General features: G+C 71.2%; 27 protein-coding genes. 15 read left to right on the forward strand and 12 right to left on the reverse strand.

What is annotated here, in order from left to right; all coding sequences use genetic code 11:
- Positions 1-19: 19 nt before the first annotated feature.
- The 8 genes from H9I49_RS13540 to H9I49_RS13575 all read left to right on the forward strand — a co-directional run bounded on the left by H9I49_RS13540 (position 20) and on the right by H9I49_RS13575 (position 8776).
- Positions 20-772, forward strand: coding sequence for a cyclopropane-fatty-acyl-phospholipid synthase family protein (locus tag H9I49_RS13540; protein WP_188030887.1), 753 nt, complete (start codon positions 20-22; stop codon positions 770-772).
- Positions 769-1248: a nucleoside deaminase gene (locus tag H9I49_RS13545; protein ID WP_188030888.1), complete on the forward strand. Its 480-nt coding sequence runs from the start codon at positions 769-771 to the stop codon at positions 1246-1248. The genes H9I49_RS13540 and H9I49_RS13545 overlap by 4 nt, the downstream gene beginning before the upstream one ends.
- 307 nt (positions 1249-1555) lie before the next feature.
- On the forward strand, positions 1556-4174 hold the full coding sequence (locus H9I49_RS13550) for an ATP-dependent Clp protease ATP-binding subunit (protein WP_188030889.1): 2619 nt from the start codon (positions 1556-1558) through the stop codon (positions 4172-4174).
- Between the two features lie 212 nt (positions 4175-4386).
- Positions 4387-5190 (forward strand): ABC transporter ATP-binding protein, encoded by an 804-nt coding sequence (locus tag H9I49_RS13555; protein ID WP_255523930.1) that lies wholly within the window; start codon positions 4387-4389, stop codon positions 5188-5190.
- Positions 5187-6515, forward strand: a complete 1329-nt coding sequence (locus H9I49_RS13560; protein WP_188030890.1) for an FtsX-like permease family protein — start codon at positions 5187-5189, stop codon at positions 6513-6515. The genes H9I49_RS13555 and H9I49_RS13560 overlap by 4 nt, the downstream gene beginning before the upstream one ends.
- Before the next feature lie 117 nt (positions 6516-6632).
- Positions 6633-6923, forward strand: a complete 291-nt coding sequence (locus H9I49_RS13565) for a hypothetical protein (protein WP_188030891.1) — start codon at positions 6633-6635, stop codon at positions 6921-6923.
- Between the two features lie 153 nt (positions 6924-7076).
- Positions 7077-8255 (forward strand): LCP family protein, encoded by a 1179-nt coding sequence (locus tag H9I49_RS13570; RefSeq protein WP_188030892.1) that lies wholly within the window; start codon positions 7077-7079, stop codon positions 8253-8255.
- A gap of 26 nt (positions 8256-8281) precedes the next feature.
- Positions 8282-8776, forward strand: a complete 495-nt coding sequence (locus tag H9I49_RS13575) for an amino-acid N-acetyltransferase (RefSeq protein WP_188031227.1) — start codon at positions 8282-8284, stop codon at positions 8774-8776.
- 20 nt (positions 8777-8796) lie between these two features.
- Here H9I49_RS13575 and H9I49_RS13580 read toward each other — a convergent pair whose 3' ends face one another.
- Genes H9I49_RS13580 through H9I49_RS13590 form a run of 3 tightly spaced genes read right to left on the reverse strand, consistent with a single transcriptional unit; the run spans position 8797 to position 11343 of the window.
- The gene (locus H9I49_RS13580; RefSeq protein ID WP_188030893.1) at positions 8797-9729 is read right to left on the reverse strand and encodes an ATP-binding cassette domain-containing protein; all 933 of its coding nucleotides are present in this window, start codon (positions 9727-9729) and stop codon (positions 8797-8799) included.
- A complete protein-coding gene (locus H9I49_RS13585; protein ID WP_370587568.1) occupies positions 9726-10556 on the reverse strand; it encodes an ABC transporter permease in 831 nt (276 codons plus the stop codon). Before H9I49_RS13585 ends, H9I49_RS13580 begins: the two co-directional genes overlap by 4 nt.
- On the reverse strand, positions 10549-11343 hold the full coding sequence (locus H9I49_RS13590) for an ABC-2 family transporter protein (RefSeq protein WP_188030894.1): 795 nt from the start codon (positions 11341-11343) through the stop codon (positions 10549-10551). Before H9I49_RS13590 ends, H9I49_RS13585 begins: the two co-directional genes overlap by 8 nt.
- Positions 11344-11420: 77 nt before the next feature.
- On the opposite strand from H9I49_RS13590, the gene H9I49_RS13595 reads away from it, so the two are divergent.
- The 3 genes from H9I49_RS13595 to H9I49_RS13605 are packed head-to-tail and all read left to right on the forward strand — an operon-like array spanning position 11421 to position 13919.
- Positions 11421-11981 (forward strand): gluconokinase, encoded by a 561-nt coding sequence (locus H9I49_RS13595; protein ID WP_188030895.1) that lies wholly within the window; start codon positions 11421-11423, stop codon positions 11979-11981.
- Entirely contained in the window at positions 11978-13525 is a 1548-nt protein-coding gene (locus H9I49_RS13600; protein ID WP_188030896.1) for an SLC13 family permease, read from the forward strand. The genes H9I49_RS13595 and H9I49_RS13600 overlap by 4 nt, the downstream gene beginning before the upstream one ends.
- 4 nt (positions 13526-13529) lie before the next feature.
- Complete coding sequence (locus H9I49_RS13605; RefSeq protein WP_188030897.1) at positions 13530-13919, forward strand: PPOX class F420-dependent oxidoreductase; 390 nt, start codon at positions 13530-13532, stop codon at positions 13917-13919.
- 33 nt (positions 13920-13952) lie between these two features.
- Here the strand turns inward: H9I49_RS13605 and H9I49_RS13610 are convergent, their stop codons facing one another.
- From H9I49_RS13610 to radA, 3 genes are all read right to left on the reverse strand, one after another.
- Positions 13953-14846, reverse strand: a complete 894-nt coding sequence (locus tag H9I49_RS13610) for an A/G-specific adenine glycosylase (protein WP_188030898.1) — start codon at positions 14844-14846, stop codon at positions 13953-13955.
- Positions 14847-14938: 92 nt separating this feature from the next.
- Positions 14939-16015 carry a DNA integrity scanning diadenylate cyclase DisA gene (gene disA / locus H9I49_RS13615; RefSeq protein WP_188030899.1) on the reverse strand — a complete coding sequence of 359 codons (1077 nt, stop codon included), beginning with the start codon at positions 16013-16015 and terminating at the stop codon, positions 14939-14941.
- A gap of 55 nt (positions 16016-16070) precedes the next feature.
- Positions 16071-17486, reverse strand: a complete 1416-nt coding sequence (gene radA / locus H9I49_RS13620; protein WP_188030900.1) for a DNA repair protein RadA — start codon at positions 17484-17486, stop codon at positions 16071-16073.
- 72 nt (positions 17487-17558) lie between these two features.
- Between radA and H9I49_RS13625 the strand changes: the two genes are divergently transcribed.
- Together H9I49_RS13625 and H9I49_RS13630 are read left to right on the forward strand one after the other, a co-directional pair.
- Positions 17559-17774, forward strand: a complete 216-nt coding sequence (locus H9I49_RS13625; RefSeq protein WP_188030901.1) for a hypothetical protein — start codon at positions 17559-17561, stop codon at positions 17772-17774.
- A gap of 209 nt (positions 17775-17983) precedes the next feature.
- Positions 17984-18313: an Lsr2 family protein gene (locus tag H9I49_RS13630; RefSeq protein WP_188030902.1), complete on the forward strand. Its 330-nt coding sequence runs from the start codon at positions 17984-17986 to the stop codon at positions 18311-18313.
- Between the two features lie 88 nt (positions 18314-18401).
- On the opposite strand, the gene ligD (H9I49_RS13635) is transcribed toward H9I49_RS13630, so the two are convergent.
- Together ligD (H9I49_RS13635) and ligD (H9I49_RS13640) are read right to left on the reverse strand one after the other, a co-directional pair.
- The gene (gene ligD / locus H9I49_RS13635) at positions 18402-19286 is read right to left on the reverse strand and encodes a non-homologous end-joining DNA ligase (protein WP_188030903.1); all 885 of its coding nucleotides are present in this window, start codon (positions 19284-19286) and stop codon (positions 18402-18404) included.
- A complete protein-coding gene (gene ligD / locus H9I49_RS13640) occupies positions 19286-20233 on the reverse strand; it encodes a non-homologous end-joining DNA ligase (RefSeq protein WP_223128667.1) in 948 nt (315 codons plus the stop codon). The genes ligD (H9I49_RS13635) and ligD (H9I49_RS13640) overlap by 1 nt, the downstream gene beginning before the upstream one ends.
- Positions 20234-20251: 18 nt before the next feature.
- Here ligD (H9I49_RS13640) and H9I49_RS13645 point away from each other — a divergent pair, with 18 nt between their 5' ends.
- Entirely contained in the window at positions 20252-21205 is a 954-nt protein-coding gene (locus tag H9I49_RS13645; RefSeq protein ID WP_188030904.1) for a Ku protein, read from the forward strand.
- Between the two features lie 112 nt (positions 21206-21317).
- Positions 21318-22544, forward strand: coding sequence for an acetyl-CoA hydrolase/transferase C-terminal domain-containing protein (locus H9I49_RS13650; RefSeq protein WP_188030905.1), 1227 nt, complete (start codon positions 21318-21320; stop codon positions 22542-22544).
- A gap of 154 nt (positions 22545-22698) precedes the next feature.
- Here H9I49_RS13650 and H9I49_RS13655 read toward each other — a convergent pair whose 3' ends face one another.
- From H9I49_RS13655 to H9I49_RS13670, 4 genes are all read right to left on the reverse strand, one after another.
- Entirely contained in the window at positions 22699-23496 is a 798-nt protein-coding gene (locus tag H9I49_RS13655; RefSeq protein ID WP_188030906.1) for a sugar phosphate isomerase/epimerase, read from the reverse strand.
- A 72-nt stretch (positions 23497-23568) separates the two neighbouring features.
- Complete coding sequence (locus H9I49_RS13660; RefSeq protein WP_188030907.1) at positions 23569-24498, reverse strand: Ppx/GppA phosphatase family protein; 930 nt, start codon at positions 24496-24498, stop codon at positions 23569-23571.
- 83 nt (positions 24499-24581) lie between these two features.
- On the reverse strand, positions 24582-25316 hold the full coding sequence (locus tag H9I49_RS13665) for an ABC transporter permease (protein ID WP_188030908.1): 735 nt from the start codon (positions 25314-25316) through the stop codon (positions 24582-24584).
- Entirely contained in the window at positions 25313-26062 is a 750-nt protein-coding gene (locus tag H9I49_RS13670) for an ABC transporter ATP-binding protein (protein ID WP_188031230.1), read from the reverse strand. The genes H9I49_RS13665 and H9I49_RS13670 overlap by 4 nt, the downstream gene beginning before the upstream one ends.
- Between the last annotated feature and the right edge of the window lie 13 nt (positions 26063-26075).

The following is a 26075-nucleotide window of genomic DNA, read 5'->3' on the forward strand; positions in this document are numbered from 1 at the left end:
CGTCCCCGAGGATCGGGGCATGCCAGCCCTCGACCACCTGACCCGGGACGCCTACCCGAGGTCCTCGCAGTACGACGCGAAGTGGCTCGTCGACCTCGACATGGGCCCGCACCCGCTCTGGCTCCTCGAGGACCTCGCCGCCGACCTCGACCTGCGCGCCGGCATGCGCGTGCTCGACCTCGGGTCCGGCCTCGGCGCGACATCCGTGTTCCTCGCCCGGGAGTACGGCGTGCGCGTCATCGCCGCCGACCTGTGGGTCGACCCGAGCGAGGCCGGCGAGGTCTTCCGCAAGGCGGAGGTCGACGACCGCGTCCTGCCGATGCGGGTCGACGCCCACTCCCTGCCCTTCGGCCAGGGCACGTTCGACGCCATCGTCAGCATCGACGCGTGGGAGTACTTCGGCACCGGCGACCACTACCCGCCCTACCTCGCGAAGTTCCTCAAGCCCGGCGGCCAGCTCGGCGTGGCCACGCCCGCCCTCACGACCGAGGTCCGCGAGCTCGGCGAGATCCCGGACCACATCGACAACGTCGTCGGCGCCGAGACCGCGGCGTGGCACACGACCGAGTGGTTGCGCAGCCAGTGGGAGTTCAGCCGGGCCTTCGCCGCCGTGACGGCACGCAACCAGCCCGACGCGTGCGCCAACTGGCTGCTCTGGGAGCGGGCCGTCATGGAGCTCAAGGGCCAGCCGACGTCGCCCGTCCAGTCGATGCTCGAGGCCGACGGGGGCGCCTTCGTGACGTTCGCACTAGTGACCGGGAGGGTGGCATGAGCGTCTCGCCGACCGACCTCGTCCACCTGCGGCGCGCCGTCGACCTGGCGCGGCTGGCCCTGGACCGCGGCGACGAGCCGTTCGGCTCGGTGCTCGTCTCGGGTGACGGCCAGGTCCTCTTCGAGGACTACAACCACGTCGTCGCCCTCGAGGCCACGCAGCACCCGGAGTTCGCCATCGCCCGCTGGGCCGGCGGCAACCTGACCGCCGACGAGCGCGCCGCCGCGACCGTCTACACGTCGGGCGAGCACTGCGCCATGTGCTCGGCCGCGCACGCATGGGTCGGCCTCGGCCGCATCGTGTATGCCGTGAGCTCGGCCCAGCTGGGCAATTGGCGGTCGGCGTGGGGCTCGGCACCCTCGCCCGTCGCGCCGCTGTCGATCCGCGACGTCGTGCCGGAGGCGGTCGTCGACGGACCGGTCCCCGAGCTCGAGGACGAGGTGCGGGAGCTCCACGAACGCTTCGCCCGCGGCTGACCCGCGCTGACCCTCTCAAGCCCGCCACCCGGCATACCCCTGCAGTCATCCAGCCGCGCGCCAACCCAGCCCCGGCGAGACTCACGCGCCGGAGTGGCGAGCGGGCCCGCCGGGTACGAACAAGACATACGAATATGCCGACACACCATGCGGCACCTGTCCGCTCACGGCGAACAGCGGCCGAACCTGAGCCGATCACGCTCAGGATGGGGAACAGGAGGGATCCAACCCGCGTTGGTCGGGGTGTGCTCGTCGACAGCGGGCACGGATAGCATCGAGATGTCTCTCGATCAGTCAGGAGAAGAACATGTTCGAACGGTTCACCGACAGGGCCCGAAGGGTGGTTGTCCTCGCCCAGGAAGAGGCGCGGCTGCTCAACCACAACTACATCGGGACCGAGCACATCCTCCTGGGTCTGATCCACGAAGGCGAAGGCGTCGCCGCGAAGGCCCTCGAATCGCTCGACATCTCGCTCGAAGCGGTCCGGGCCCAGGTCCAGGAGATCATCGGCCAGGGGCAGCAGGCGCCCACCGGCCACATCCCCTTCACGCCCCGCGCGAAGAAGGTCCTCGAGTACTCGCTCCGCGAGGCGCTCCAGCTCGGCCACAGCTACATCGGCACCGAGCACATCCTGCTCGGGCTGATCCGCGAGGGTGAGGGCGTTGCAGCCCAGGTCCTCGTCAAGCTCGGCGCGGAGCTCAACAAGGTCCGCCAGCAGGTCATCCAGCTGCTGTCCGGCTACCAGGGTGGCCAGAGCGGCGAGAAGGCCGGCGCCGGTGTCGGCCAGGGCCAGACCGAGGGCACGCCCGCGGGCTCCCTCGTGCTCGACCAGTTCGGTCGCAACCTCACGCAGGCTGCCCGCGAGGGCAAGCTCGACCCGGTCATCGGGCGTGAGAAGGAGATCGAGCGGGTCATGCAGGTGCTGAGCCGCCGCACCAAGAACAACCCCGTCCTCATCGGCGAGCCCGGTGTCGGCAAGACTGCCGTCGTCGAGGGCCTGGCCCAGGACATCGTCAAGGGCGAGGTGCCCGAGACGCTCAAGGACAAGCAGCTCTACACCCTCGACCTCGGCTCGCTCGTCGCGGGCAGCCGCTACCGCGGTGACTTCGAGGAGCGGCTCAAGAAGGTCCTCAAGGAGATCCGCACCCGCGGCGACATCATCATCTTCATCGACGAGATCCACACGCTCGTCGGTGCGGGTGCTGCCGAGGGCGCCATCGACGCCGCGTCCATCCTCAAGCCGATGCTCGCCCGCGGTGAGCTGCAGACGATCGGTGCGACGACCCTCGACGAGTACCGCAAGCACATCGAGAAGGACTCGGCGCTCGAGCGGCGCTTCCAGCCGATCCAGGTGCAGGAGCCGACGCTGCCGCACGCGATCGAGATCCTCAAGGGTCTGCGCGACCGCTACGAGGCGCACCACCGCGTCACGATCACCGACGGCGCGCTCGTCGCAGCGGCCAACATGGCCGACCGCTACGTCAACGACCGCTTCCTGCCCGACAAGGCGATCGACCTCATCGACGAGGCGGGCGCGCGCCTGCGCATCCGCCGCATGACGGCTCCGCCGGACCTGCGCGAGTTCGACGAGAAGATCGCCGCGCTCGTCCGCGAGAAGGAGTCGGCCATCGACGGCCAGGACTTCGAGCGCGCGGCCCGCGTCCGCGACGACGAGAAGCGCCTGCGCCAGGAGAAGGCGGCCCGTGAGGCCCAGTGGAAGTCGGGCGACATGGACGTCGTGGCCGAGGTCGACGAGGAGCTCATCGCCGAGGTCCTGGCGGCGAGCACCGGCATCCCGGTCTTCAAGCTGACCGAGGAGGAGTCGAGCCGACTGCTCCACATGGAGGACGAGCTGCACAAACGGATCGTCGGCATGGACGACGCCGTCAAGGCCCTGTCGCAGGCGATCCGTCGCACGCGTGCGGGCCTGAAGGACCCGCGTCGCCCGGGAGGCTCGTTCATCTTCGCCGGTCCGACCGGTGTCGGTAAGACCGAGCTGGCCAAGACGCTCGCGGAGTTCCTCTTCGGCAGCGAGGACGCGCTGATCCAGCTCGACATGTCGGAGTTCTCCGAGAAGCACACGGTGAGCCGCCTCTTCGGCAGCCCGCCCGGCTACGTCGGCTACGAGGAGGGCGGGCAGCTGACCGAGAAGGTCCGCCGCAAGCCGTTCTCCGTCGTGCTCTTCGACGAGGTCGAGAAGGCCCACCCGGAGATCTTCAACTCGCTGCTGCAGGTGCTCGAGGACGGCCGCCTCACCGACTCGCAGGGTCGGATGGTCGACTTCAAGAACACCGTCATCATCATGACGACCAACCTCGGCACGAGGGACATCTCCAAGGCCAGCATGGGCTTCTCCGCCGGACCCGACAGCCGCTCCGACTACGAGCGGATGAAGGCCAAGGTCACCGACGAGCTCAAGCAGCACTTCCGGCCCGAGTTCCTCAACCGTGTCGACGACACGATCGTCTTCCCGCACCTGAGCCGCGACGAGATCATCCAGATCGTCGACCTCGAGATCGCCAAGCTCGACAAGCGGCTCAAGGACAAGGACATGGGCATGGAGCTCACCCAGGCCGCGAAGGACCTGCTCGCGAAGAAGGGCTACGACCCCGTGCTCGGTGCGCGTCCGCTCCGCCGGACCATCCAGCGCGAGATCGAGGACGCCCTGTCCGAGCGGATCCTCTTCGGCGAGTTCTCGTCGGGCCAGTACGTCAAGGTCGACACCGAGGGCGAGGGCAAGGAGGAGAAGTTCACGTTCTCCGACATGGCCCACCCGGACAAGGGGCACCGGCCGGCCGACGACCTCCCGGAGCTTCCCGAGGGCGCGGCCCTCGACGAGGCGCTCGGGGTCAACGTCACGGCGCCGTCCAACGTCCCGGACGACCAGGTCTTCCCCGACTCGGGGTTGACCGGCACGGAGCGCTGACAGGCGCACCGCCCGCTGCCAGCACGACCGACCGAAGGGGTCGGGGACCGAGGTCCCCGACCCCTTCGCCGTTGCTGGGGACCGGACCCCACGGCATACGTCCCCGGTGCGGGAATGGGCAGGCGGTCTCATACCGGGGTCGTACGCCGCCTCCCGCGGGTGCCGACCTGCGACCGATGTGCCGGGGTGGGTCGCGCCGCGAGGGTTGGGCCATGAGCCACCACGACCCCGCCGGTATGCCGGCCGCCGCGCCCGAGCGCGCCCCCTCCCCCGCCCTCGCCGGGCCCCCGCCCGCCTCTGTGCCGGCGGACACCTCGCGCGACCTCGTCGCCCGCGACCTCGTCATGACGTACGGCAAGGGCACGTCCGCCGGCCCGCCCGCCCTCGGCGGCGTGGACCTGACGATCGGTGCCGGCGAGAGCCTGGCCGTCATGGGCCCGTCCGGGTCGGGCAAGACGACACTGCTGCACGTCCTCGCGGGGATCCTGCGACCGACTGGCGGCCAGGTGCTCTGGCGCGGCCGGGACATCGCGCGGATGTCGGACCGTGAGCGAACCGTGCTGCGCCGCAAGGACTTCGGCTTCGTCTTCCAGCAGGGGATGCTCCTGCCCGAGCTGCCGGCGATCGAGAACGTCGCCCTTCCGCTCATGCTCGACGGCGTCTCTCGGTCCGAGGCGACCGCCCGTGCCGCGACCCTCTTCCCGCCCCTCGGCCTCTCGGGCCTCGAGAAGCGCCGTCCCGGCGAGCTGTCCGGTGGCCAGGCGCAACGCGTCGCGATCGCGCGGGCGCTCGTCGCCCGGCCGGGTGTCGTGTTCGCCGACGAGCCGACGGGCGCGTTGGACCAGACGACGAGTGCCGAGGTCATGCACCACCTGACCCAGCTCGCCGCCCACACCGGCGCCTCGCTCGTCGTCGTGACCCACGACGCGAACGTCGCGGCGTGGTGCCACGGCGTCGCCCGCGTGCGCGACGGCCGCATCGTCGAGCGCGCCACGTCCCTGGGCGTGGCCCGGTGAACGCGGCCGTCTCGCTCTGGTGGCGGCTGCGCCGCGCCGAAGCTGCCGACAACCGCGTACCCGGCGTGCTCGCCGTCGCGTCCTTCGCCGTGGCGACCGCCGCGCTGCTCGTCTGCGTCGCCGGGCTGTTGGCGTTCGAGTCGCGCAACGCCGCGCCCGCCGGCGAGGGGGGCCTCTCGATCGAGCAGGCCACGATCGGCGACCTCTACGTGACGCTCGCCTGGATCGCGACCACGTGCATGGTCATCCCGATCCTCACGTTGGGCGGCGTCGCGGCGCGGCTCGCGATCGCGCGGCGCGACCAGCGCCTCGCGGCCCTCCGCCTGGCGGGCGCGACCTCCGCCCAGGTCACGCTCATGACGCTCGCCGAGGCCGCCGCCCAGGCGCTTCTCGGCGCGGTGACCGGTGTCGTCCTCTACCTCGCGGTCCTGCCGCTCGTGGCCCGGCTGACCTTCCAGGGCAGGCCGTTCGAGCTGAGCGAGCTCGTGCTGCCGTTGTGGCAGACGGGTGCCGTCGCGGCCGCGGTGGTCGTCGTGGCCGTCGTGTCGGGTGCGTCCAGCCTCGCCCGTGTCGCCATCAGCCCGCTCGGGGTCGCGACCCGCACGAGCCCCAAGCGGCTCAGCCTCCTCCGGGTCCTCGTGGCCGCGGCCGCGGGTGGCGCCTGGGTGCTCGTCATCACGCCGATGAAGGAGCCGGAACGCGTGACGATCGTGCTCGTCCTCGGCGCGATGATCCTCGCGGTCAACGCCGTCGGCCCGTTCGTCGTCATGGTCGCGGGCCGGATCGCCTCCCGCGTCGCACCGACTGCCGCGACGCTGCTCGCCGCGCGACGCATCGCCGACGACCCCAAGAGCACGTGGCGGGCGGTGGGGGCGCTCGGTCTCGCCGTCGTCGTCGTGGGCTTCACGAGCCTGGCCCAGGTCGACGACCCGGCCACGCCGCTGGAGCGCTACCTCGCCGAGGACCTCGGCACCGGTGCACTCGTCACGCTCGTCATCATCACCGTGGTCGGCGCGACGTCGACCGGCGTCGTCCAGGCCGCACGCGTGCTCGACCAGCGCGAGCAGTACCGCGCCCTCGCCCTCGCCGGCACGAGCGAGCGCTCCCTCCACCGGGCCCGCGCGCTCGAGGTGGCGCTGCCTCTCGCCATGACGATCGGGCTCGCGGCCGGGTTCGTCCTCGTGCTCATGGTGCCGTTCGCGAGCGCGCTCGACAGCGGGCTCGTCGTGCGGTTCGTCGTCACGTCGGCGATCGCCGGAGCGGTGGTGCTCGCGTCGGTGGTGGCGTCACGGTCTCTCGTGCGGACGGCTTCGCGCGTGGCGTGACCGCGTCGCAGCTGCGGGAACCAGCGGTCAAGGGTCTCCGTCACAGCGCCGCGAGAGTGACTCGCGCTGTCGGCACGCTCGGTACGAGCAGTGCCGACGACACAGATAGGGGAACCCATGAAGAAGATCCTGACCTCGCTCGCCGTCGCAGGCGCCGTGGCCGGTTCGCTCGCCGTCGCGGCTCCGTCCACGGCATCCGCCGCGGGCGACTGCATCGTCTCGCAGAACAGCTACACGATGACCGTCCACTGCTACCCGAGCGCGCCCGGCACGCAGTACCGCGTCGTCGCCTCCTGCCCCGACGGCCTGCGTTGGTCGCGCTGGGAGGACCAGGCGCCGTGGTACGTCGACAAGTCGATCACGATGCAGTGCGACAACATCCGCCTGCACGACATCCAGTACCGCTGACCGTGTGACCGCCGGCCCGACGGGCTGCACGGACAGGGAGCCCCGACGCCGAGCGTCGGGGCTCCCGCCGCGTCCGGGGGCGGTGGCGACCAGCCTGGACGCGGTCCGTGTGTGCGCCGGAGGTCGGCCATGCTCGTCATCTAGGGTTGCGGCGTGATCCCAGCCAGCCGTCGCCATCGCCCCGCCGCCGCAGCAGCGCTCGTGGCCCTCGCGCTCGGCGCGTGCACGCCCGACCCGGCGACACCCGCCGCTTCGTCGGCGAGGACGGGCACGGCCTCGAGCTCGGATGCCAGGACGCCCGCTTCGGGCGTCACGGTCGCCGGCGCCCCGGCGCCGTTGGCCGCGCTCGTGCGCACCGCGTACGCCGGTGGCGACCTGACGCGTACGGCATCCCCCACGGCGGCCGCGGCCCTCAAGGCGCGCAAGCCGGTGACCGGGGCGGTGAAGGCCACGGCGAAGGTCGGCTCGTGGATGGGCACCCCCGTCGCGGTCGTCACCGCGGGGGACGACGTGACCCTCGCGGTCGGTCCGACGTGGAAGGTCGTCGGCGGCTGGTGGCCGTCGCTCGGCGTGGCGAAGCCGAGCCTCGGGAAGGGCCCCCGCTGGGTCCTCGCCATCGGCTCCGACGCCCGCAAGGGCCAGTCCCTCGAGCGCACCCGCGCCGACGTTCTCCAGGTCATCGGCGTCGACGGCAGGGGTGGTGGCGGGGTCATGGGCATGGCCCGCGACCTCTGGGTGCCGCTGTCGACCGGAGGCAGGGGCAAGATCAACTCGGCCATGGTGCTCGGAGGGCCCCGTGCCCAGGTGAGCACCGTCAAGAGCGTCACGAAGCTGCCGATCGAGGGCTACGTCGTCCTCGGCTTCTCCGGCTTCAAGAAGATCGTCGACGAGCAGGGCGGCATCCCCATCGTCGTCCCGAAGACCGTCGTGGCGTCACACGCCCGCGATCTCGTCATCAAGAAGGGCGCCCAGACCCTGTCCGGTGCGGAGGCACTCGCGTACGCCCGCGAGCGAAAGACCTTGCCGGACGGCGACTTCGGCCGCTCACGCCACCAGGGCGAGGTCATCATGGCCGCCGCGATCAAGGCCAAGCTCGCCGGCCCCATCGCCATCCCGTCGGCCCTCACGAGCTTCAGCAAGGTCGGCAGGAGCAACCTGTCCGCCGAACAGATCCTCACCTTCACCGCGGGCCTCCACCAGCTGAGCCCGCTCAAGGTCGGGCGCGGCGTCGCCAAGGGCGGCTTCGGCTGGGCCGGGCAGCAGTCGATCGTCGTCCTCGGCAACGAGGCCCGCCGGCTCTTCGCCGAGTTCCGCGACGGGAACCTCTCGTGAGCGGCCCAGCCTCCGTCACCCCGGGAATGCCCGTCATCCGCCGCGCTCGCACCGCTGACGTGCGCGGCATCCGCGCTCTCATCGCTCCCCTCGCCGAGCGCCGAGTCCTCGTCAGCAAGGAGGCGGTCACGTACTTCGAGAGCCTCCAGGAGTTCCGCGTCGCCGAGCTCGACGGTCGCATCGTGGGGTGCGGTGCCCTGCACGTCATGTGGGAGGACCTCGCCGAGATCCGCACCCTCGCGGTGGCCCCTGAGCTGCTCGGCTCCGGTCTCGGCGGCCGGCTCCTCGAGGAGCTCGTCCAGGACGCGCGCGAGATCGGTGTGCAGCGGCTCTTCTGCCTGACGTTCGAGACGCAGTTCTTCACCCGGCACGGGTTCGAGGCCATCGAGGGCCAGGCCGTGCCTATGGACGTGTACGCCGAGCTGCTCCGCTCCTACGACGAGGGCGTCGCCGAGTTCCTCGACCTCGAGCGCGTCAAACCCAACACCCTCGGCAACACCAGGATGCTCCGCACCCTCTGACCCCGCCGAGTGGCCAGCCCTCAGGAGCGCCCGGAGGCGGCGTAGATGCGCCTGACGACGTCCTCGATGTCAGGCTCCTCGATCGCGAGGTCGCGGACCTCGTGACGGGCCGAGACGTGAGCGAGCACCGCGGCGGCGGTCGTCACCTCGGCGTCGAACGCGAGGCGCTGGCGCAGGCCGTCGGGCTCGCTGTCGACGAGGCTCGTGCCGGGCACGTCGACGAGGTCGGGCGTCGGGGCGGCGAGGTCGAGGACGACGATGCGCTGGGCGCCGACCGTCCCCGCGAGACCCGGCAACGTGCCGTCGAAGGCGAGCCGGCCGTGGTCGACGACGAGCACCCGTTCGCACAGGCGCTCGATGTCGCCCATGTCGTGCGTCGTGAGCAGGAGGGTCGTGCCCCGCTCGCGCCGCTCGGCGACGAGGAACTCACGCAGCCGCTGCTTCGAGAGCACGTCGAGACCGATCGTCGGCTCGTCGAGGATGAGCAGCTCCGGCGAGTGGATCAAAGCCGCCGCGATCTCGGCCCGCATGCGCTGCCCGAGCGACAGCGACCGCACCGGTGTGCGCAGCTGCGGCCCCATCTCGAGCTGCTCGACGAGGATGTCGGTGCGCGCGCGTGCCGCTGCCTCGTCGAGCCGGTGGATGGCGCCGAGGATGGTGAAGGACTCGCGGAGCGGGAGGTCCCACCACAGCTGCGACCGCTGCCCGAAGACGACACCGACCCGGCGTGCGACCTCGATGCGCTGCCGCATCGGGTCGAGACCGCACGTGCGCACGTGCCCGGCGGTCGGCTTGAGGATGCCGGTCAGCATCTTGATCGTCGTCGACTTGCCGGCGCCGTTCGCGCCGATGTAGCCGACCGACTCGCCGGGCTCGACCGAGAAGGTCATCCGGTCGACCGCGCGGGTCTTCTTGAAGTCGCGCACGAGGTCGCGGGTCACGATGATGCTCATCCGCCGGCTCCTTGGTAGTGACGGGTCCCAGCCCTCCAGCAGAGGGCGGCGATGCTCCACGCGAGCAGGGCGGCGAGGGGCGTGCACCAGCCCAGCCACGTCGGTGCGAGGTGGTCGCCCGGAAGGTCGAGAATGGCCACCGCCGGGACGTAGGCGACGAACGCGGTCGGCACGACGAACGTCCAGAAGATCCGCAGCGGGTCGGGGAAGACCTGCTGGCTCTGCTGGGCGGCATACGACCCGCCGTACGTGAACGTGTTGGTGAACTCCGCCCCGTCGACGAGGAAGAACTGCACGCCGCCGGCCGCCGTGAACAGCGCCGAGAAGATCGCGGTCCCGCTCACGACGGTCAGCACGATGAGGGCCACGGTGGCCGGGGACCACGCGATGTCGGCGGTCGTCAGCGCGACGACGAGCGCGACGACGGCGACCGACAGGCGGCCGATCCGACGCAGCGACAGGTCACTCGTCATGAGCTGCGTCAGCAGCGGCAGCGGGCGCACGTAGAACGCGTCGATCTGGCCCGCGCGGATGAACCGCGGCAGCTGGTCGAGGTGCCCGACGAACATGTCGGCGAGGGAGAACGCCAGGTTCGACAGGGCGAACACGAGCAGCGCCGCCGTGAAGTCGAGGCCGCCGAGCACGTCGACGTTGTGGAAGATGACCCAGACCTCGGCGAACTCTGCGAGGCCGACGCCGATGGTGCCGAGGACGTCGGTCACGAAGGACGTCTTGTACTGCATCTGCGCACGGGCCCGGGAGGCGAGCAGCACCCGGTAGGGGCGCAGCCGCTGCTCGAGCGTGGAGCCCGCCATCCGGTCAGCCACCCTGCACCTCCAGATGGCGGCGGCCGGCCCGGAGCACCAGCTGGCCGAGGACGAGGAGGGCGACGGCCCAGAAGAGCTGGACCGCGACGGCCGAGGCGATGTCGGTGCCGACGACGCGGCCGGCGAGGATGTCGATCGGGTTCTGCAGCATCGACGGGAACGGCGACCACTGCGCGATCGTGCGCAGCCAGTCCGGGAACCACGGCACCGGCAGGTAGAGCCCGCACAGCAGGCCTCCGGTGATCATCCACAGCAGCTGGATGCCGCGGATCTCGACGAGCCAGAACGCGAGCAGGTTGATGACGAAGTTGCCCGCGAACGCGACGACGACGGCGAGGAGCACGGAGGCGGCGCCGACGACCCAGCTGGTGGTCGACGGCGGCCACGCCAGGTCGAAGAGGAGGGTCCCGAGCAGGATCGCTGGGGCACCTCGGCCGATGAGATTGATGCCGGCACGGCCGAGATCGCCTGCCAGATAAGCGAACTGGGGGTTGATCGGCCTGAGGAAGTCGATCGCGATGTCGCCGGTGCGCACGCGGTCCTTGACCTCGGCGAAGCCCCACAGGTTGACGGTCCCGAGCAGCGCCTGGCCCCACCAGACGAACGCGACGGTCGTCGGGGCGTCGTAGCCGCCGATCGACGTGCCGGCCGAGGCGAGGGCCGCGAGCAGGATCGAGGCGCGGATGACGCCGAAGACCGAGTTCGTCGTCATCCCCGCGAGCAGCGCCAACCGGTAGGCCGAGTGCCTCCTGAAGCCTGCTCGCACGAGCAGCCAGAAGGTCTTCACGACAGGCGGACGGAGGCAGGCACGAGGGGCCACGTTACCGACGAGGCGCTCGCGCTTCAACGGGGTACGTTCAAGACATGCCGGACAACGCGGACGACACCTCGCCCAGCTCCCCGCCGGACCCCGACGTCGTGATCGTCATGGGCGTCAGTGGCAGCGGCAAGAGCACCGTCGCCAAAGGCATCTCGACCGTCATGGGCTGGGAGTTCGCCGAAGGCGACGCGTTCCACTCCGACGCCAACGTCGCCAAGATGCGCAGCGGCCAGCCCCTCACCGACGACGACCGCTGGCCGTGGCTCGAGTCCATCGGTGACTGGATCAGCGGCAAGGAGAAGGTGGGCGAGTCGGCCGTCGTCACGTGCTCCGCCCTGCGGCGCGTCTACCGAGACCTGCTGCGGAAGGGCCGTCCGCACGTGCGCTTCCTCCACGTCGAGGCACCGAGCGAGGTCATCCAGGACCGGATGGAGCACCGCCCGGGGCACTACATGCCACCCTCCCTGCTGCCCAGCCAGCTCGCCACCCTCGAACCGCTCGAGGCCGACGAGCCCGGCGTCTCCGTCACCAACGAGGGCACCGCCGCCGAGGTGCTCAACCGATCCCTACGCGCACTCGGACTCCGGAAGGACCCCACCGCATGACTCTCTCCACGCTGACCGCAGTCCCCTCCGGGCTGATGCCCGCCGTCGCCCGTCTCGCCGACGAGGCACCCAAGGAGCCGTATGCCGGTGACGGCCAGCTCGTCGCCGCCTGCCTGCTCGGCATCCTCTCTGTCGTGCTGCTCATCACGGTCGTCAAGCTCCACCCGTTCCTGTCGCTGATGCTCGGCTCTGCGGTGCTGGGCGCGGTCGCGACGATGCCGGCCGGCGACATCGTCGACAGCTTCACCACCGGCTTCGGGTCGACCACCGGCTCCGTCGGGGTCCTCATCGCGCTCGGCGCCATGATCGGCAAGATGCTCGAGGAGTCGGGCGGCGCCAACAAGATCGTGTCGACGCTCGTCGGTCGGGTGGGCCCCAACGGGCTGCCGTGGATGATGGCCGCCATCGCGGCGATCCTCGGCCTGCCGCTCTTCTTCGAGGTTGGCGTCGTGCTCCTCGTACCGGTCGTCATCCTCGTGGCGAGGCGAACCGGCCTGTCGGTCATGAAGATCGGCATCCCCGCGCTCGCCGGACTGTCGGTCCTGCACGGACTCGTGCCCCCGCACCCCGGCCCACTCACGGCCATCGGACTGCTCAACGCGGACCTCGGCCGCACCCTGCTCTACGGGATCATCGTCGCCATCCCGACCGTCATCGTGGCCGGACCCGTGCTGGCCCGCTTCGTCGACCGCTGGGTGCCCAAGCACGTCGAGGCTCTCGTCGGGGTACCGGCCGTGGTCGGTTCCGGTGCTGGCAGCGGCCGCACGACCACTGCCACTCGAGCGTCCGGCGGCACCGCCGTCGACCACGAGCGCAAGCGCGACGGCATGGAGGACCTCGATGACCTCGAGGCGCCCCTTGCGGCCGGCCGACGTCGCGTCGGCTTCGGCTCGGCCATCGTCGCCATCACGCTGCCCGTCGTCCTCATGCTCATCGACGCGATCACCAAGCTCCTCGTGCCCGACGAGGAGAGCGGCATACGCCAGGTCGTCGACGTCTTCGGTACGCCCGTCGTGGCCCTGCTCATCGCGGTCATCTTCTGCTACTTCCGCCTCGGTCTCGCATCGGGCATGTCGCGCAGCCAGGTGAGCGGCACGTTCGGCGCGAGCCTGCCCGGCATCGCCGGCATCATCCTCATCGTGGCGGCCGGCGGTGGCTTCAAGCAGACCCTCGTCGACGCCGGCGTCGGCAACGTCATCAAGGACTGGGCCACCGGCGTCAACATCTCGGTGCTGCTCCTGGGCTGGCTCGTCGCCGTGCTCATCCGCCTCGGCACCGGCTCGGCCACCGTCGCGACCATCACCGCGGCCGGCATCGTCGGACCACTCGCATCGACGTTGACGACGAGCCACCTCGCCCTCCTCGTCCTCGCCATCGGGTGCGGCTCGCTCTTCTTCAGCCACGTCAACGATGCCGGCTTCTGGCTCGTCAAGGAGTACTTCGGGCTCACGGTCGGCGAGACGATCAAGTCGTGGTCGGTCATGGAGACCGTCATCTCCGTCGTCGGCTTCGCGCTGGTCATGCTGCTCAGCCTCGTGGTCTAGGGCGATGGCGACACGACCACGCGACCTCTCACGGGAGGCGCTCGAGTTCCTCACGGTCCGACACCTGGCGACCCTGACCACGCTGCGCCCCGACGGCTCTCCCCACGTCGTCCCCGTGGGGTTCACCTGGGACAGCGAAGAGTCCGTCGCACGGGTCATCACGAGCAGGGGCAGCCGCAAGGCCCTCAATGCCCTCGCCGGCTGCCCGGCTGTTCTGTGCCAGGTCGACGGCAGGCACTGGCTCTCGCTCCAGGGCACGGCGCGCGTCCTGGTCGATGCCGCCGCAGTCACCGACGCCGAGCAGCGGTATGCCGCCCGCTACAAACAGCCGCGCCCCAACCCCGAGCGCGTGGTGATCCTCGTCGACGTCCAGACGGTGCTCGGCAACCTCTGACCGGGCCCACCACCCCCCTACTCGAGGTTGAGGTCACGCCGGGAGACGGAAACGGTTGCGTGACAGCGGCTCCACGAGGCCGTCGGCGACCAGTGAGTCCAGGCACCGCATCACCTGGCCCGGGTCGTCGGCGGAGCTCTCGAGGCCGGACAGCGGTACTGCGGCGTGCGCCTCGCGCAGTCGCCGCAGCAGCTCGCCGCGCACCTGGCGGTCCGTGCCGTGCCACGTCTGGCCGCGGCGTGGCGGTCCGTCGTACGCGGGCCGACCGTCGAGGTTCCAGGCGCACAGGTCGGCCACGGGGCACTCGTCGCAACGGGGCCCCCGGGCCACACACACGAGCGCACCGAGCTCCATCACGGCGACGTTCCACGTGGTGGCGGTGTCTCGGTCGGCCGGCATCGAGTCGGCGGCGAGCTTCGCCTCGGCGCGGTTCAGGGTGAGGTTCGGGTACGCCTTGCCCTCGACGGTGCGCGCGAGCACCCTCCTCACGTTGGTGTCGACGACGACCTCCGGGATGCCGAAGGCGAAGCACGCGACGGCGGCCGCGGTGTAGGCACCGACTCCGGGCAGGGCGAGCAGCTCCTGGGGGCTGCCGGGCACCTCGCCGGCGTGCCGCTCGACCATCGCCGTCGCGGCCTCGTGCAACCGCAGTGCCCGTCGCGGGTAGCCCAACCTCCCCCACGCGCGCACGGCGTCACCGGGGGCGGCGGCTGCGAGGGCTGCGGGCGTGGGCCAGCGACGCATCCACTCGCGCCAGGCCGGCTCGACCCGGGCGAGCGGCGTCTGCTGCGACATCACCTCGGACAGGAAGACGCCCCAGGCGCTGCAGTCAGGCTGGCGCCACGGCAGCTGCTTGCGACCCGCCTCCGCGTACCACGCGTTGACCCGCTCGTGGAGCGGTGCCAGGGGAGCTCGAGGGGACGGCATACGGACACGCTAGTGCCGACCCTGCGAGGGGCTGTTCGGGGGATCTCGGGGGCGCAGGCGCAGGCCCGCCGGGGCCGTGAGCTCCCGAGCGTTCAGACGTAGCGTTCGAGGATGCTCGACTCGGCGAGGCGCGAGAGTCCCTCGCGCACCGCGCGGGCGCGGCCCTCGCCGACACCCTCGACGAGCATGAGGTCCTCGATGCCGGCCGCGAGGAGGCGCTGGAGCGACTCGAAGTGCGTGACGAGACGGTCGACGATGGCGGTGGGCAGGCGCGGCACCTTGGTCAGCAGGCGGTAACCCTGCGGTGACACCGGGGCGTCGAGGCTGTCGCCCACGACGGAGAACCCGACCGCACGGGCGCCCGCAGCGAGGTCCAGCAGCTCGACGGAGTTGAGCGTCTGGAGGTTGCCGAGGGCGTCGTCGACGCTGAGGTCCGACTTGGTGGCCGGTAGGTAGTCGCGGATGACGAGCTCACGGTCGTTGCCCAGCCCGCCGACAAGCTCCTCGAGCTGGAGGCTGAGGAGGCGGCCGTCCGTGCCGAGCTCGACGACGTAGTCCTGGATCTCGGCGGAGATGCGGCGCACCATCTCGAGGCGCTGGAGCACGGCGGTGACGTCGCGGATCGTGACGAGGTCCTCGATCTCGAGGGCCGACAGCGTGCCGGTGACCTCGTCGAGCCGGGCCTTGTAGCGCTCGAGCGTCTGCAGGGCCTGGTCGGCACGCGACAGGGTGGTCGGCGAACCCTCGATGACGTGGCGCAGGTCGCCGACGTAGAGCGCGACGACGCCCATCGACTGGCTCACCGAGATGACGGGGAAACCGGTCTGCTTGGCCACTCGCTCGGCGGTGCGGTGACGCGTGCCGGACTCGGTGGTCTCGATGCGCGAGTCGGGCACGAGCTGGGTCGCGGCCCGCAGGATGCGGGTGCCCTCGCGGTCGAGGACCACGGCGCCGTCCATCTTGCAGAGCTCGCGCACCCGGGTTGCCGAGAACTCGACGTCGAGGACGAAGCCGCCGGTGCAGATCGAGTCGACGACCCGGTCGAAGCCGAGCACGATGAGGGCTCCAGTGCGCCCACGGAGGATGCGTTCGAGGCTGTCACGCAGCTCGGTGCCGGGTGCAACAGCGGCGAGGGCCGCACGCAGCAGCAGCTCGTCGTTCCGGTCCATCACTTCCCTGTTCGCAATGGGGGCGCCGAGCGCGTCCACCCCGGTCGGTCGCAGTCTAGACGCTGGCGACGGCGGGTGCGCCCGAAGACCTTCCACCGGCGAGGCAACCCATCGCCTCGATCGCCCGCGGCACGTCGGCGACCTCGACGGCGCGGATCCCGGCGGGCACCGCGGAGTCGGAGAGGCTGCCCGCGGGCACGAGCGCGTGGCGGAAGCCGAGCCGTGCGGCCTCGGCGAGGCGACGGTCGAGGCCCGTGACGCGGCGCACCTCGCCGGCGAGGCCGACCTCACCGAACGCGACGACGTCGGTGGCGAGCGGCTGGTCGACGACGGAGGACGCGAGGGCGCAGACGATGGCCAGGTCGGCGGCCGGCTCGGTGATGCGGACGCCGCCCACGGTGGCCGCGAAGATGTCGCGGGAGCCGACGGGCGCGCCGGCGCGCTTGTCGAGAACGGCGATGATCATGGCGAGGCGCGACGAGTCGAGACCGCTCGAGGTGCGCCTGGGCGAGGGCAGCGTCGACGGCGCGACGAGCGCCTGGACCTCTGCGACGAGCGGACGGCGCCCCTCGAGGGTCACGGTGACGCACGTGCCCGGGACGGCGTGGTCGCGGCTCGAGAGGAACAGACCGCTCGGGTCGGGCAGACCGGTGATGCCGACGTCGGACAGGTCGAAGCAGCCGACCTCGTCGGTGGGGCCGAACCGGTTCTTCACGGCGCGCACGAGGCGCAGCCGCGAGTGGCGGTCGCCCTCGAACTGGATGACGACGTCGACGAGGTGCTCGAGCACGCGAGGACCGGCGATCGAGCCGTCCTTGGTGACGTGACCGACGAGGAGCACCGCGACGCCACGGGCCTTGGCGGCCTGGATGAGGCTGGCGGCGACCTCGCGCACCTGCGATACGTTGCCGGCCTGGCCCTCGACCTCGGCGCTGGCGATGGTCTGGACGGAGTCGACGACGAGCAGGGCCGGCGAGCGTGCGTCGACGTGGCCGAGGACCGTCGCGAGGTCGGTCTCGGCCGCGAGGTAGAGCGAGTCGGCCATGGCCTCGATGCGCTCGGCGCGGGTGCGCACCTGCGCGGCAGACTCCTCGCCGCTGATGTAGAGGACCTCGGCGCCGGACCGCGCCGTGCGCGCGGCCACGTCGAGCAGGAGCGTGGACTTGCCGACCCCGGGCTCGCCGGCCACGAGCACGACCCCTCCGGGCACGAGGCCACCGCCGAGCACGCGGTCGAACTCCGCGACGCCGGTCGGCCGTGCCGCAGCGCGGGTCACGTCCACGTCCGCGATGCGCTGCGCCGGGGTGGCCACCGAGGCGGCGGCCGTGCGGGCGGGCGTTGCCGCTCCCGTCTCGGCCACCGTGCCCCACGCCTGGCACTCGCCGCAGCGGCCGACCCACTTGACGGTGGTCCAGCCGCACTCGCCGCACCGAAAGGCGGGGGTGCGGCGCGTCGTCGTCCTCGAAGCCATGGGCACGACCGTAGGGCCCGGGTGCGACAGCGCCGCGCAGGCCGTCCGTGAAGGCGTGAGAAAATGTGGCCCATGGAATCGGTCCTGCCCTACGTGCTCGCACTCGTCCCGACGATCGGGGTGGGCACGCTCTTCTACTTCGTCATCAAGAGCATCTTCGAGGGTGACCGCCGTGAGCGCCTGGCACAGGCCCGGTGGGAGGCGGAGCACGACGAGCGCGAGCGCCACGGGAGGACAGGCTCCCCCACGGCCGGGACGACCCCGCAAAGCCCGTCGGCCGACGCCTGAACAAATTGCGGAAACGGCCTCGCCGACCGCTCGCCCGGACAATTCCATGCCACTCTCACGAGTGTGACGAAGGTCAATTGTCGTCACGAATCCGCGTCATTCCATTGATGGAAATGCATTCCCGAGCGGCTGCATGTAAATTGATCTCGCCCGCGAGCTCCGTATTCGCGGATAACCCCTCCAAAACCGACAACTGCAGATGGAGAAACATGGCTCAGCGTGTCGAAGTGGTGCTGATCGACGACGTCGACGGTGGAAAGGCTGCCGAGACGGTGACCTTCGCCCTCGACGGCGTCTCGTACGAGATCGACCTGTCCGACAAGAACGCCCGCAAGCTGCGCGACGACCTCGCGACGTGGACCGGGCACGCACGTCGTGCAGGTTCGGCCAGGACCGGCTCGCGTCGCCGGGCCGCCTCCGCCCCCAAGCGTGCCGACCTCGGTGCCGTCCGTGAGTGGGCGCGCGCCAACGGCCACAACGTCTCCGACCGGGGCCGCATCTCGGCCGACGTCCAGGCTGCCTACGACAAGGCGCACTGACCACACGGTCACCGACCGAGGGCCCGGCACCGCGTGGTGCCGGGCCCTCGGTCGTCGCGAGGTGCCCGCCGTCGCGGAGGTCGGAGCCTCAGCCGGTGATCTGGGCCGCGAGGTCGCCGCCTCGGGCGACCCGGTCGAGCACCTCGTCGGCCGTCAACTGGACGAGCTCTCCGCCCTCGGCACCCGACTCGATCTCGTCCCACGACCGGGGTGCGGCGACCGTCGGGGCCTGCCGCCCCCGCAGCGAGTACGGGCAGACCGTCGTCTTCGCGGCGACGTTCTGGCTCCAGTCGAGGAAGATCTTGCCGGGCCGCAGCTCCTTGGCCATCTTCCAGACGATGAGGTCGGGGTGCTGCTTCGTGAGCTCCTGCGCGAGCTGCTGCACGGTGTCGCGGATCTCGTCGCTCGTGTGGGTCCCTGGCAGGACGGCATACAGCTGGAGGCCCTTGCTGCCGCTCGTCACGGGGACGGTGTCGAGTCCGATGCGCCCCAGGCGTTCCCGCACGATGAGCGCGACGCGGGCGCACTCGGTGAGCCCCGTGCCCGGTCCGGGGTCGAGGTCGATGACGAGCCGGTCGGGACCCAGCGCCTCCGCATCGCGCCCCTCACCCGTGTAGCGCCACTGGTGGACGTGCAGCTCGAGGGAGTTGAGGTTGGCGAAGTAGGTGAGCCCGGCGAGGTCGTCGATGAGCGGGAAGACCGGGTCGCGGCCGGCGCGTCGGATCCAGGACGGGGTGCCCGCAGGGATGTTCTTCTCGAAGAACTGCATGTCACCGACCCCGTGCGGGAAGCGGATTCGCGTGACGGCCCGGTCGCGCAGGTGCGGCAGGATCACGGGTGCGATGCGGGCGTAGTAGTCGATGACCTGCGCCTTCGTCGTGCCGGTGGCGGGGTACATGACCTTCTCGAGGCTCGACAGCTTCATCCGGCGGCCGTCGACCTCGACCGTGACCTTCGGCGCCTCGAAGGGCATCACTCACCGTCCCCGTGGTCGTCGACGTCACCGGGTGTGAGGTCGCTGCGCAGGCCCTTGTATGCCGGCTGCCGCAGTCTGCCCTGTCCGCTGAGCCCCAGCGACTGGACATCGGCGACGAGCACCGGGTGCACCCACGTGGCGCCATTGGCATCTTCGGCCGGAACGTCTGCGGCGAAAGGGGATTCGGCCGAGATCAAGGCCTCGAGGTCACGCATGAGCGCCTGTCCGGTCTTGCCGGCGAGCCCCGACCCGACGCGTCCGAGGTAGCGCAGGCCGCCTGGTCCGGGCACGCCGACGAGCACGGAGCCCAGTCGCCGTGAGACCGTGCCGGTTGCCTCCGGGCGCCACCCGCCGATGACGACCGAGATGGTGCCGCGGTGCGGCGACTTGAGCCAGTGGGGCGAACGCAGGCCCGGGACGTAGGGCGAGTCGACGCGCTTGGACACGATCCCCTCGAGGCCCTGCTCCCTCGTGGCGGCGTGCAGCGAGGCGCCGTCCGTGAACGTCGGAGGGGTCTGCCAGCGGCGCCCTCCCAGCTCCAGCCGCTCCAGCGTCGAGCGCCGGTCGGTCCACGAGCGCGAGCAGAGGTCGACGCCGTAGAGGCGGAGCAGGTCGAAGGTCATGAGCGTCACGGGTGCCTGCTCGGCGAGCAGGCCCGCCCGTCTGGGGTCGGTGACGTGGAACCGCTCCGCCATCGCGGCGAAGGACGGCACGCCGTCTCGGAGCGACACGATCTCGCCGTCCACGAGCATGTCGGCGTACTCGTCGGCCAGCCCGCGCAGCTCGGGAAAGGCGACGGTGACGTCGCGCTCGGTGCGCGAGAAGAGCCGCATCGCGCCGTCGCAGACGTCGGCCAGGACGCGCATCCCGTCCCATTTCACCTCGTGCTGCCAGCGGTCGCCGACAGGAATGGTCGACGTTGGCGTCGCGAGCATGGGGCGCATGGGTGCATTCTTGTTCTCATGCGAGCCATCTGGAAAGGCGCCGTGTCGTTCGGCCTCGTCAATGTGCCGGTCCGACTGTTTTCGGCCACGGAGAACCACGACGTTCAGTTCCGGCAGGTCCACGAGAAGGACGGTGGCCGTATCAAGTACCAGCGCGTCTGCTCGATCGACGGCGAGGAGGTGCCCTACTCCGACATCGCCAAGGGCTACGAGGCCGCCGACGGGCAGATGGTCGTGCTGACCGACGAGGACCTGAAGAGCCTGCCCTCGCGGTCGTCGAAGGAGATCTCGATCGAGAAGTTCGTGCCGTCCGAGCAGATCGACCCCCTGCTCTTCGACAAGAGCTACTACCTCGAGCCCGACAAGACCGGCCTGAAGCCCTACGTGCTCCTGCGCGACGCCCTCGAGAAGGCCGACCGGATGGCTCTCGTCACGGTGTCGGTGCGCACGCGCATGACCCTCGCGGTGTTGCGGGTGCGGGAGGGCGTCATCGTGCTCCAGACGCTGCTCTGGGCTGACGAGGTGCGCAGGCCCGAGTTCGAGTCGCTGTCCGAGGACACCCACGCCACGTCGAAGGAGCTGGCGATGGCGGCCTCGCTCGTCGACTCGCTGTCCGGTGACTACGAGCCCGAAGAGTTCGAGGACGACTACTCCGAGGCGGTCACGCAGCTCGTCGCGACGAAGATCGAGGGCGGCGACATCACGGAGACGCCCGAGGCCAAGGGCGAGGAGACCGAGGTCGTCGACCTGCTCGCGGCCCTGCAGCGCAGCGTCGACAAGGCCAAGGCCGCCAAGACGGGCGGCTCGTCCGACTCCGGCGAGTCCAGTGACTCGGGAGCCGCCGCGTCCTCGGCCGAGAAGTCGACATCGAAGACCGCGGCGAAGAAGACGACGACCAAGAAGGCCGCCGCGAAGAAGACGACCGCCAAGAAGTCGACGACGAAGAAGGCGTCCGCGAAGAAGGCAAGCTGACCGAGTCGGGCCCAAGCTTGGGGCAGGCGTCGCGCGCACACCGCGGGCGACCTGCGTCACCTCACACGGCATACGGCCTCGGGAGGGGCCCGCGTCGCGCGAGGATGAGCAGGTGCGGACGGCGACGATCGACGACCTCATCCAGCGACTCTCGATGCTGCCCGACAGCCCACGGGTCGTCGTCAGCGGCAACCATGCGGTCCCCTGGGAGGCGGTGCGGGCCCTCGACGCGGCCCAGCCCACCTACGTCCTGCACGCCCTCAACGCCCCCGCGGGCCTGCCCGAACGCTCCGGGGTGACCGTCGAGACGTGCTTCGTGGGGCCGGGCATGCGCCACCACTCCGGGCTGCGGTACGTGCCGTCGCGGCTCTCGCTCGTGCCGCTCCTCTACGCCGGGGCACTGCCGCCGGATGCCGTCGTGCTCCACTGCGCGCCGCCCCGTGACGGCCTGCTCAGCCTGGGCCTCGAGGTGAACGTCCTGCCGGCGGCGCTCGAGGCGTGCCGGTCCCGTGGCGGGCTCGTCGTGGCGGTCGTCAACCCGCGGATGCCCTACACGTTCGGCGACGCGCAGGTGCCGCTCGAGCGCGTCGACCTCGTCGTGGAGGTCGAGCAGGCCCTCGCGTCGCCGCGGGTGGCCTCGACCGACGCCGACAGCCGCGCCATCGGAGAGCGCGTGGCCGCGATGATCGGCGACGGCGCGACGCTCCAGCTCGGCATCGGGGCCGTGCCGGACGCGACCCTCGCGGCCCTCACGGCGCGCCGCGGGCTCCGGCTGTGGACCGAGATGTTCTCCGACGGCGTGCTGGCTCTGGACACGGCGGGCGCGCTCGACCCGGACCACCCACTCGTCACGTCCTTCTGCTTCGGCTCCCCCGCCCTGCACGCATGGCTCGACGGCAACCCGCGGGTGCGGATGATGCGGACCGAGCGGACCAACGACCCGGCCCTCATCGCACAGCAGCGGTTGATGACGTCGGTCAACACGGCCCTGGAGGTCGACCTCTTCGGGCAGGCAAACGCCTCACGCATCAATGCCCGCATCCATTCCGGCTTCGGCGGCCAGACCGACTTCATCGTCGGCGCGCTGCACTCGCCGGGCGGGCAGTCGTTCATCGCCCTGCGCTCGTGGCACCCCCGGGCCGACGTGTCGACGATCGTGCCACTCCTCGACGAGCCGGCGACGAGCTTCCAGCAGAGCGCGGTCGTCACCGAGCACGGCATCGCGCCGCTGTGGGGTCGCACCGAGAAGGAACAGTGCCGCGACCTCATCGAGGAGTGCGCGCACCCCAGCGCGCGTGACGACCTCTGGGAGGAGGCAGCGGCCCTCGGCCTCGCCTGACCGGGCACGTATGCCGTCCGGCTCCCGCCGCGGCCGGCCCGCCGTCAGTGCGACGCCCGTTCGCCCGCAACACACCGGGCAACCCCCGACGCACCGGCTTCCGATCGCGGTGCGTCGGGGGTTCTTCGGTGTGTCGCGGGTCTCCTGGGGCGGGTCAGATGCGGCTGGCGCCCCGGGTCGGCACGAGGGCCAGCCGGGCGAAGGCGAGCGCCTCGACGAGGTCGAGCTCGCGCTGGTCCCGACCGGACTTGCGGGTCGAGACCTCGACGACGACGTCGCCGCTCCATCCGCTGTCGGCCAGGTGCTCGAGGACCTCGGCGCACGGCTGGGTGCCGCGCCCCGGCACGAGGTGCTCGTCGAGGAACGAGCCGAGGCCGTCGGCGAGATGCAGGTGCGCGAGCCGTGGCCCCAGCGCCTGCGCCATGGCGAGCGCGTCGGAGCCTGCGGTCGCCGTGTGCGACAGGTCGAGCGTCACGTTGTCGTAGGGCTGGTCGACCGGGTCCCAGTGGGGCGAGTACGCCATGACGTCTCGGCGAGCCGTCCGCCACGGGTACATGTTCTCGACGGCGAGCCGGAGCCCCGACTCGTGCTCACGGTGCGCCACGCCGTCGGCGAACTCGGCGGCATACTCCCGCTGCCAGCGGAACGGCGGGTGCAGCACGACGGTGCCCGCACCCACTTCGAGGGCGAGGTCGAGGGAGCGGTCGATCTTGCCCCACGGGTCGGTGCCCAGGACTCGCTGGGTGAGCAGCAGCGTGGGGGCGTGGACCGAGGCGATCGGCAGCTCGTGCAGCTCGGACAGCGCCCGCAACGCACCGGGCTCCTGCGTGACCGGGTCGGTCCACACCATGACCTCGATCGCGTCGTAGCCGAGCCGCGCAGCGGTGGCGAAGGCGGTCGCTGCGTTGCCCGGGTAGAGCGAGGAGGTCGAGAGGCCGACCCGGATCGTCATGCGGCCATTCTGCGGCACGGCCCACCGACGGGCTCAGTGGCGCCCGGGGAGTGGCCCTGCCCCTGGGCTCGGTCAGGTCATCAGGTGGTCGAGACGCCGCAGGATGAGGCCCTCGCGCAGCGCCCACGGGCAGATCTCGATCTGCTCGACCTGGAGCAGGTCGAGGGCCGCCTCCGCGACGAGCGCGCCGGCATACAGCTGGTGGGCGCGGCCGACGGACACGCCGGGTAGCCCTGCTCGCGCGGCGGAGTCGAGGCGGGCGAGTCGCGCCACGATGCCGCGAAGGTCGCCACGCGTGAGCGAACGGCGCACGAACGGCCCGTCGTCGCGCGGAGCCGCCCCGGCGATCCGCGCGAGGGAGCGCATCGTCTTCGACGTGCCGACCGCACGGTCGGGCACGCCTGACCTCAGCAGCGGGCGCACCTGCTCGGCGAGCGTCGCGCGCACATAGGAGCGCACCTCGCGTGCCGCGGCCTCGGTGGGCGGGTCCTCGGGCAGGCGCTCGCGGGTCAGGCGCCCGGCACCGAGCGGCAGGCTGAGCGCGACGTCCGGCTCCTCGTCGAGGCCCGCGGCGAGCTCGAGCGACCCACCGCCGATGTCGACGACGAGCAGCCGGCCGCTCGACCACCCGAACCAGCGGCGCACCGCGAGGAAGGTCATGCGGGCCTCGTCACGACCACTCAGCGCCTCGAGCTCGATGCCCGTCTCGTCGCGGACCCGGCCGATGACCTCCTCGCCGTTGGGCGACTCGCGCAAGGCGGAGGTCGCGAAGGCGAAGAGGTCGCTGACGCCCTGGTCCTCGGCCACCACGAGGCATTCACGCAGGAACGCGATGAGCCGGTCAGCCGTCTCGTGGCCCACCCGGCCGTCGGTGCCGAGGCTCTCGGAGAGACGCAGCTCGGTCTTGTGCGAGAAGGCCGGCAGTGGCTGCGCGCCGGGGTGCGCGTCGACGACGAGGAGGTGGACCGTGTTCGACCCGATGTCGATGACGCCCAGACGCATGCGCCCAACCCTAGTGGCGGTCGTCGGGACGCCCGGGCGGTGTTTCGCCGCGCCCGCCGAACGCCGCGTTCGTGTGCCGGTCGTCAGGCGGAGCGGCGGCTCAGCGTCAGTGAGGCGAGTGCGAGGGCGACGGCGATGAAGCCCGCGACGATGCCGAGGTCGGTGAGCACCGCGGTGACGGGGTCGGCGTTGCGGGCGATCTCCTTCATGGCGTCGACGGCGTAGGACAGGGGCAGCACGTCCGAGAGCCACTCGAGGACGGTCGGCAGCTGGTCGCGCGGCGTGAGCAGTCCACAGAGCAGGAACTGCGGCAGCACGAATGCCGGCATGAACTGGACCGCCTGGAACTCGGTGCGCGCGAATCCGCTTGCGAGCAGGCCGAGCGCGGTGCCGAGTACGGCGTCGAACACCGCGACGACGATGAGGAGCCAGAGCGGACCGGCGACGTCGAGGTCGCAGATCCAGACCGCGAATCCCGTTGCCACGAGCGCCTGTGCGACGGCGAGCGCACCGAAGGCGACGGCATACCCGAGCATGAAGTCACCCTTGCCCATGGGCGTCGTCAGGAGCCGCTCGAGCGTGCCCGACTGGCGCTCACGAAGGGTCGCGACGGAGGTGACGATGAACATGACGATCATCGGGAACACGCCGAGCAGGGCGGGCCCGATCGCGTCGAAGACCGGTGTGCCGTCATAGATCCAGGCGAGCAGGCCGAGCAGCACGCACGGCACGATGATGATGAGGCCGATGGTGCGGTGGTCGGTGCGCACCTGGCGCAGGACGCGGCCCGACGTCGCGGCGGTGAGTCCGGCGTTCACGAGGCACTCCTCTCCCGGGTCTCGGCGTCGATGAGGGCGAGGAAGGCGGCATCGGCATCGGGCGCGCCTGTGCGGGTGAGCAGCTCGTCGGGGGTGACGTCGGCCAGCACCTCGCCCTCGCGGAGCAGGACGAGGCGGTCGCACCGGGTCGCCTCGTCCATGACGTGGCTCGAGACGAGGAGCGAGTGCCCGCGCTCGGCGAGGTGACGGAAGAGGTTCCAGAGGTCGCGACGCAGGACGGGGTCGAGGCCGACGGTCGGCTCGTCGAGGACGAGGAGCGTCGGGCGGCCGACGAGGGCGGCCGCTAGCGAGACACGCGACTCCTGGCCACCCGAGAGGTCCTGGACGAGCTGGTCGGCGTGCGAGGTGAGGTCGACCTCGGCGAGGGTACGGTCGACGGCGTCGCGCAGCTCGGTGCCGCGCAGCCCGACGGCGCGGCCGAAGTAGGCGACGTTGTCGCGGACGCTGAGGTCGGCGTAGACGCTGGGGCTCTGCGTGACGTAGCCGACCTCGTCGCGCAGGACGGGCGAGCCGGCCGGGTGGCCGAGCACCGTGACGGTGCCCGACTCGATGATCTGGACCCCGACGATGCACCGGATCAGGGTCGACTTGCCCGAGCCCGACGGCCCGAGCAGCCCGACGACCTGCCCGGAGGGGACCTCGAGGTCGAGACCGGGGATGACGCGGCGCTTCCCGCGCACGACCCGCAGGCCGCTGATGGCGACCGCCGGCCCACTGCTATTCATCATGTGATGAAAT

The organism is Terrabacter sp. MAHUQ-38 (genome assembly GCF_014518425.1).
GTDB lineage: Bacteria > Actinomycetota > Actinomycetes > Actinomycetales > Dermatophilaceae > Terrabacter.

What these genes read in the sequence shown, in the direction of transcription:
- H9I49_RS13630 (WP_188030902.1), top strand. Translation starts at nt 17,984, where the DNA reads ATGGCTCAGCGTGTCGAAGTGGTGCTGATCGACGACGTCGACGGTGGA.
- H9I49_RS13540 (WP_188030887.1), top strand. Translation starts at nt 20, where the DNA reads ATGCCAGCCCTCGACCACCTGACCCGGGACGCCTACCCGAGGTCCTCG.
- ligD (WP_223128667.1), bottom strand. Translation starts at nt 20,233, where the DNA reads ATGCGCCCCATGCTCGCGACGCCAACGTCGACCATTCCTGTCGGCGAC.
- H9I49_RS13555 (WP_255523930.1), top strand. Translation starts at nt 4,387, where the DNA reads ATGAGCCACCACGACCCCGCCGGTATGCCGGCCGCCGCGCCCGAGCGC.
- radA (WP_188030900.1), bottom strand. Translation starts at nt 17,486, where the DNA reads ATGGCTTCGAGGACGACGACGCGCCGCACCCCCGCCTTTCGGTGCGGC.
- H9I49_RS13595 (WP_188030895.1), top strand. Translation starts at nt 11,421, where the DNA reads ATGCCGGACAACGCGGACGACACCTCGCCCAGCTCCCCGCCGGACCCC.
- H9I49_RS13610 (WP_188030898.1), bottom strand. Translation starts at nt 14,846, where the DNA reads ATGCCGTCCCCTCGAGCTCCCCTGGCACCGCTCCACGAGCGGGTCAAC.
- H9I49_RS13575 (WP_188031227.1), top strand. Translation starts at nt 8,282, where the DNA reads ATGCCCGTCATCCGCCGCGCTCGCACCGCTGACGTGCGCGGCATCCGC.
- H9I49_RS13605 (WP_188030897.1), top strand. Translation starts at nt 13,530, where the DNA reads ATGGCGACACGACCACGCGACCTCTCACGGGAGGCGCTCGAGTTCCTC.
- H9I49_RS13655 (WP_188030906.1), bottom strand. Translation starts at nt 23,496, where the DNA reads ATGACGATCCGGGTCGGCCTCTCGACCTCCTCGCTCTACCCGGGCAAC.
- H9I49_RS13550 (WP_188030889.1), top strand. Translation starts at nt 1,556, where the DNA reads ATGTTCGAACGGTTCACCGACAGGGCCCGAAGGGTGGTTGTCCTCGCC.
- H9I49_RS13565 (WP_188030891.1), top strand. Translation starts at nt 6,633, where the DNA reads ATGAAGAAGATCCTGACCTCGCTCGCCGTCGCAGGCGCCGTGGCCGGT.
- H9I49_RS13580 (WP_188030893.1), bottom strand. Translation starts at nt 9,729, where the DNA reads ATGAGCATCATCGTGACCCGCGACCTCGTGCGCGACTTCAAGAAGACC.
- H9I49_RS13600 (WP_188030896.1), top strand. Translation starts at nt 11,978, where the DNA reads ATGACTCTCTCCACGCTGACCGCAGTCCCCTCCGGGCTGATGCCCGCC.
- disA (WP_188030899.1), bottom strand. Translation starts at nt 16,015, where the DNA reads ATGGACCGGAACGACGAGCTGCTGCTGCGTGCGGCCCTCGCCGCTGTT.
- H9I49_RS13670 (WP_188031230.1), bottom strand. Translation starts at nt 26,062, where the DNA reads ATGAATAGCAGTGGGCCGGCGGTCGCCATCAGCGGCCTGCGGGTCGTG.
- H9I49_RS13660 (WP_188030907.1), bottom strand. Translation starts at nt 24,498, where the DNA reads ATGCGTCTGGGCGTCATCGACATCGGGTCGAACACGGTCCACCTCCTC.
- H9I49_RS13645 (WP_188030904.1), top strand. Translation starts at nt 20,252, where the DNA reads ATGCGAGCCATCTGGAAAGGCGCCGTGTCGTTCGGCCTCGTCAATGTG.
- ligD (WP_188030903.1), bottom strand. Translation starts at nt 19,286, where the DNA reads ATGCCCTTCGAGGCGCCGAAGGTCACGGTCGAGGTCGACGGCCGCCGG.
- H9I49_RS13545 (WP_188030888.1), top strand. Translation starts at nt 769, where the DNA reads ATGAGCGTCTCGCCGACCGACCTCGTCCACCTGCGGCGCGCCGTCGAC.
- H9I49_RS13625 (WP_188030901.1), top strand. Translation starts at nt 17,559, where the DNA reads ATGGAATCGGTCCTGCCCTACGTGCTCGCACTCGTCCCGACGATCGGG.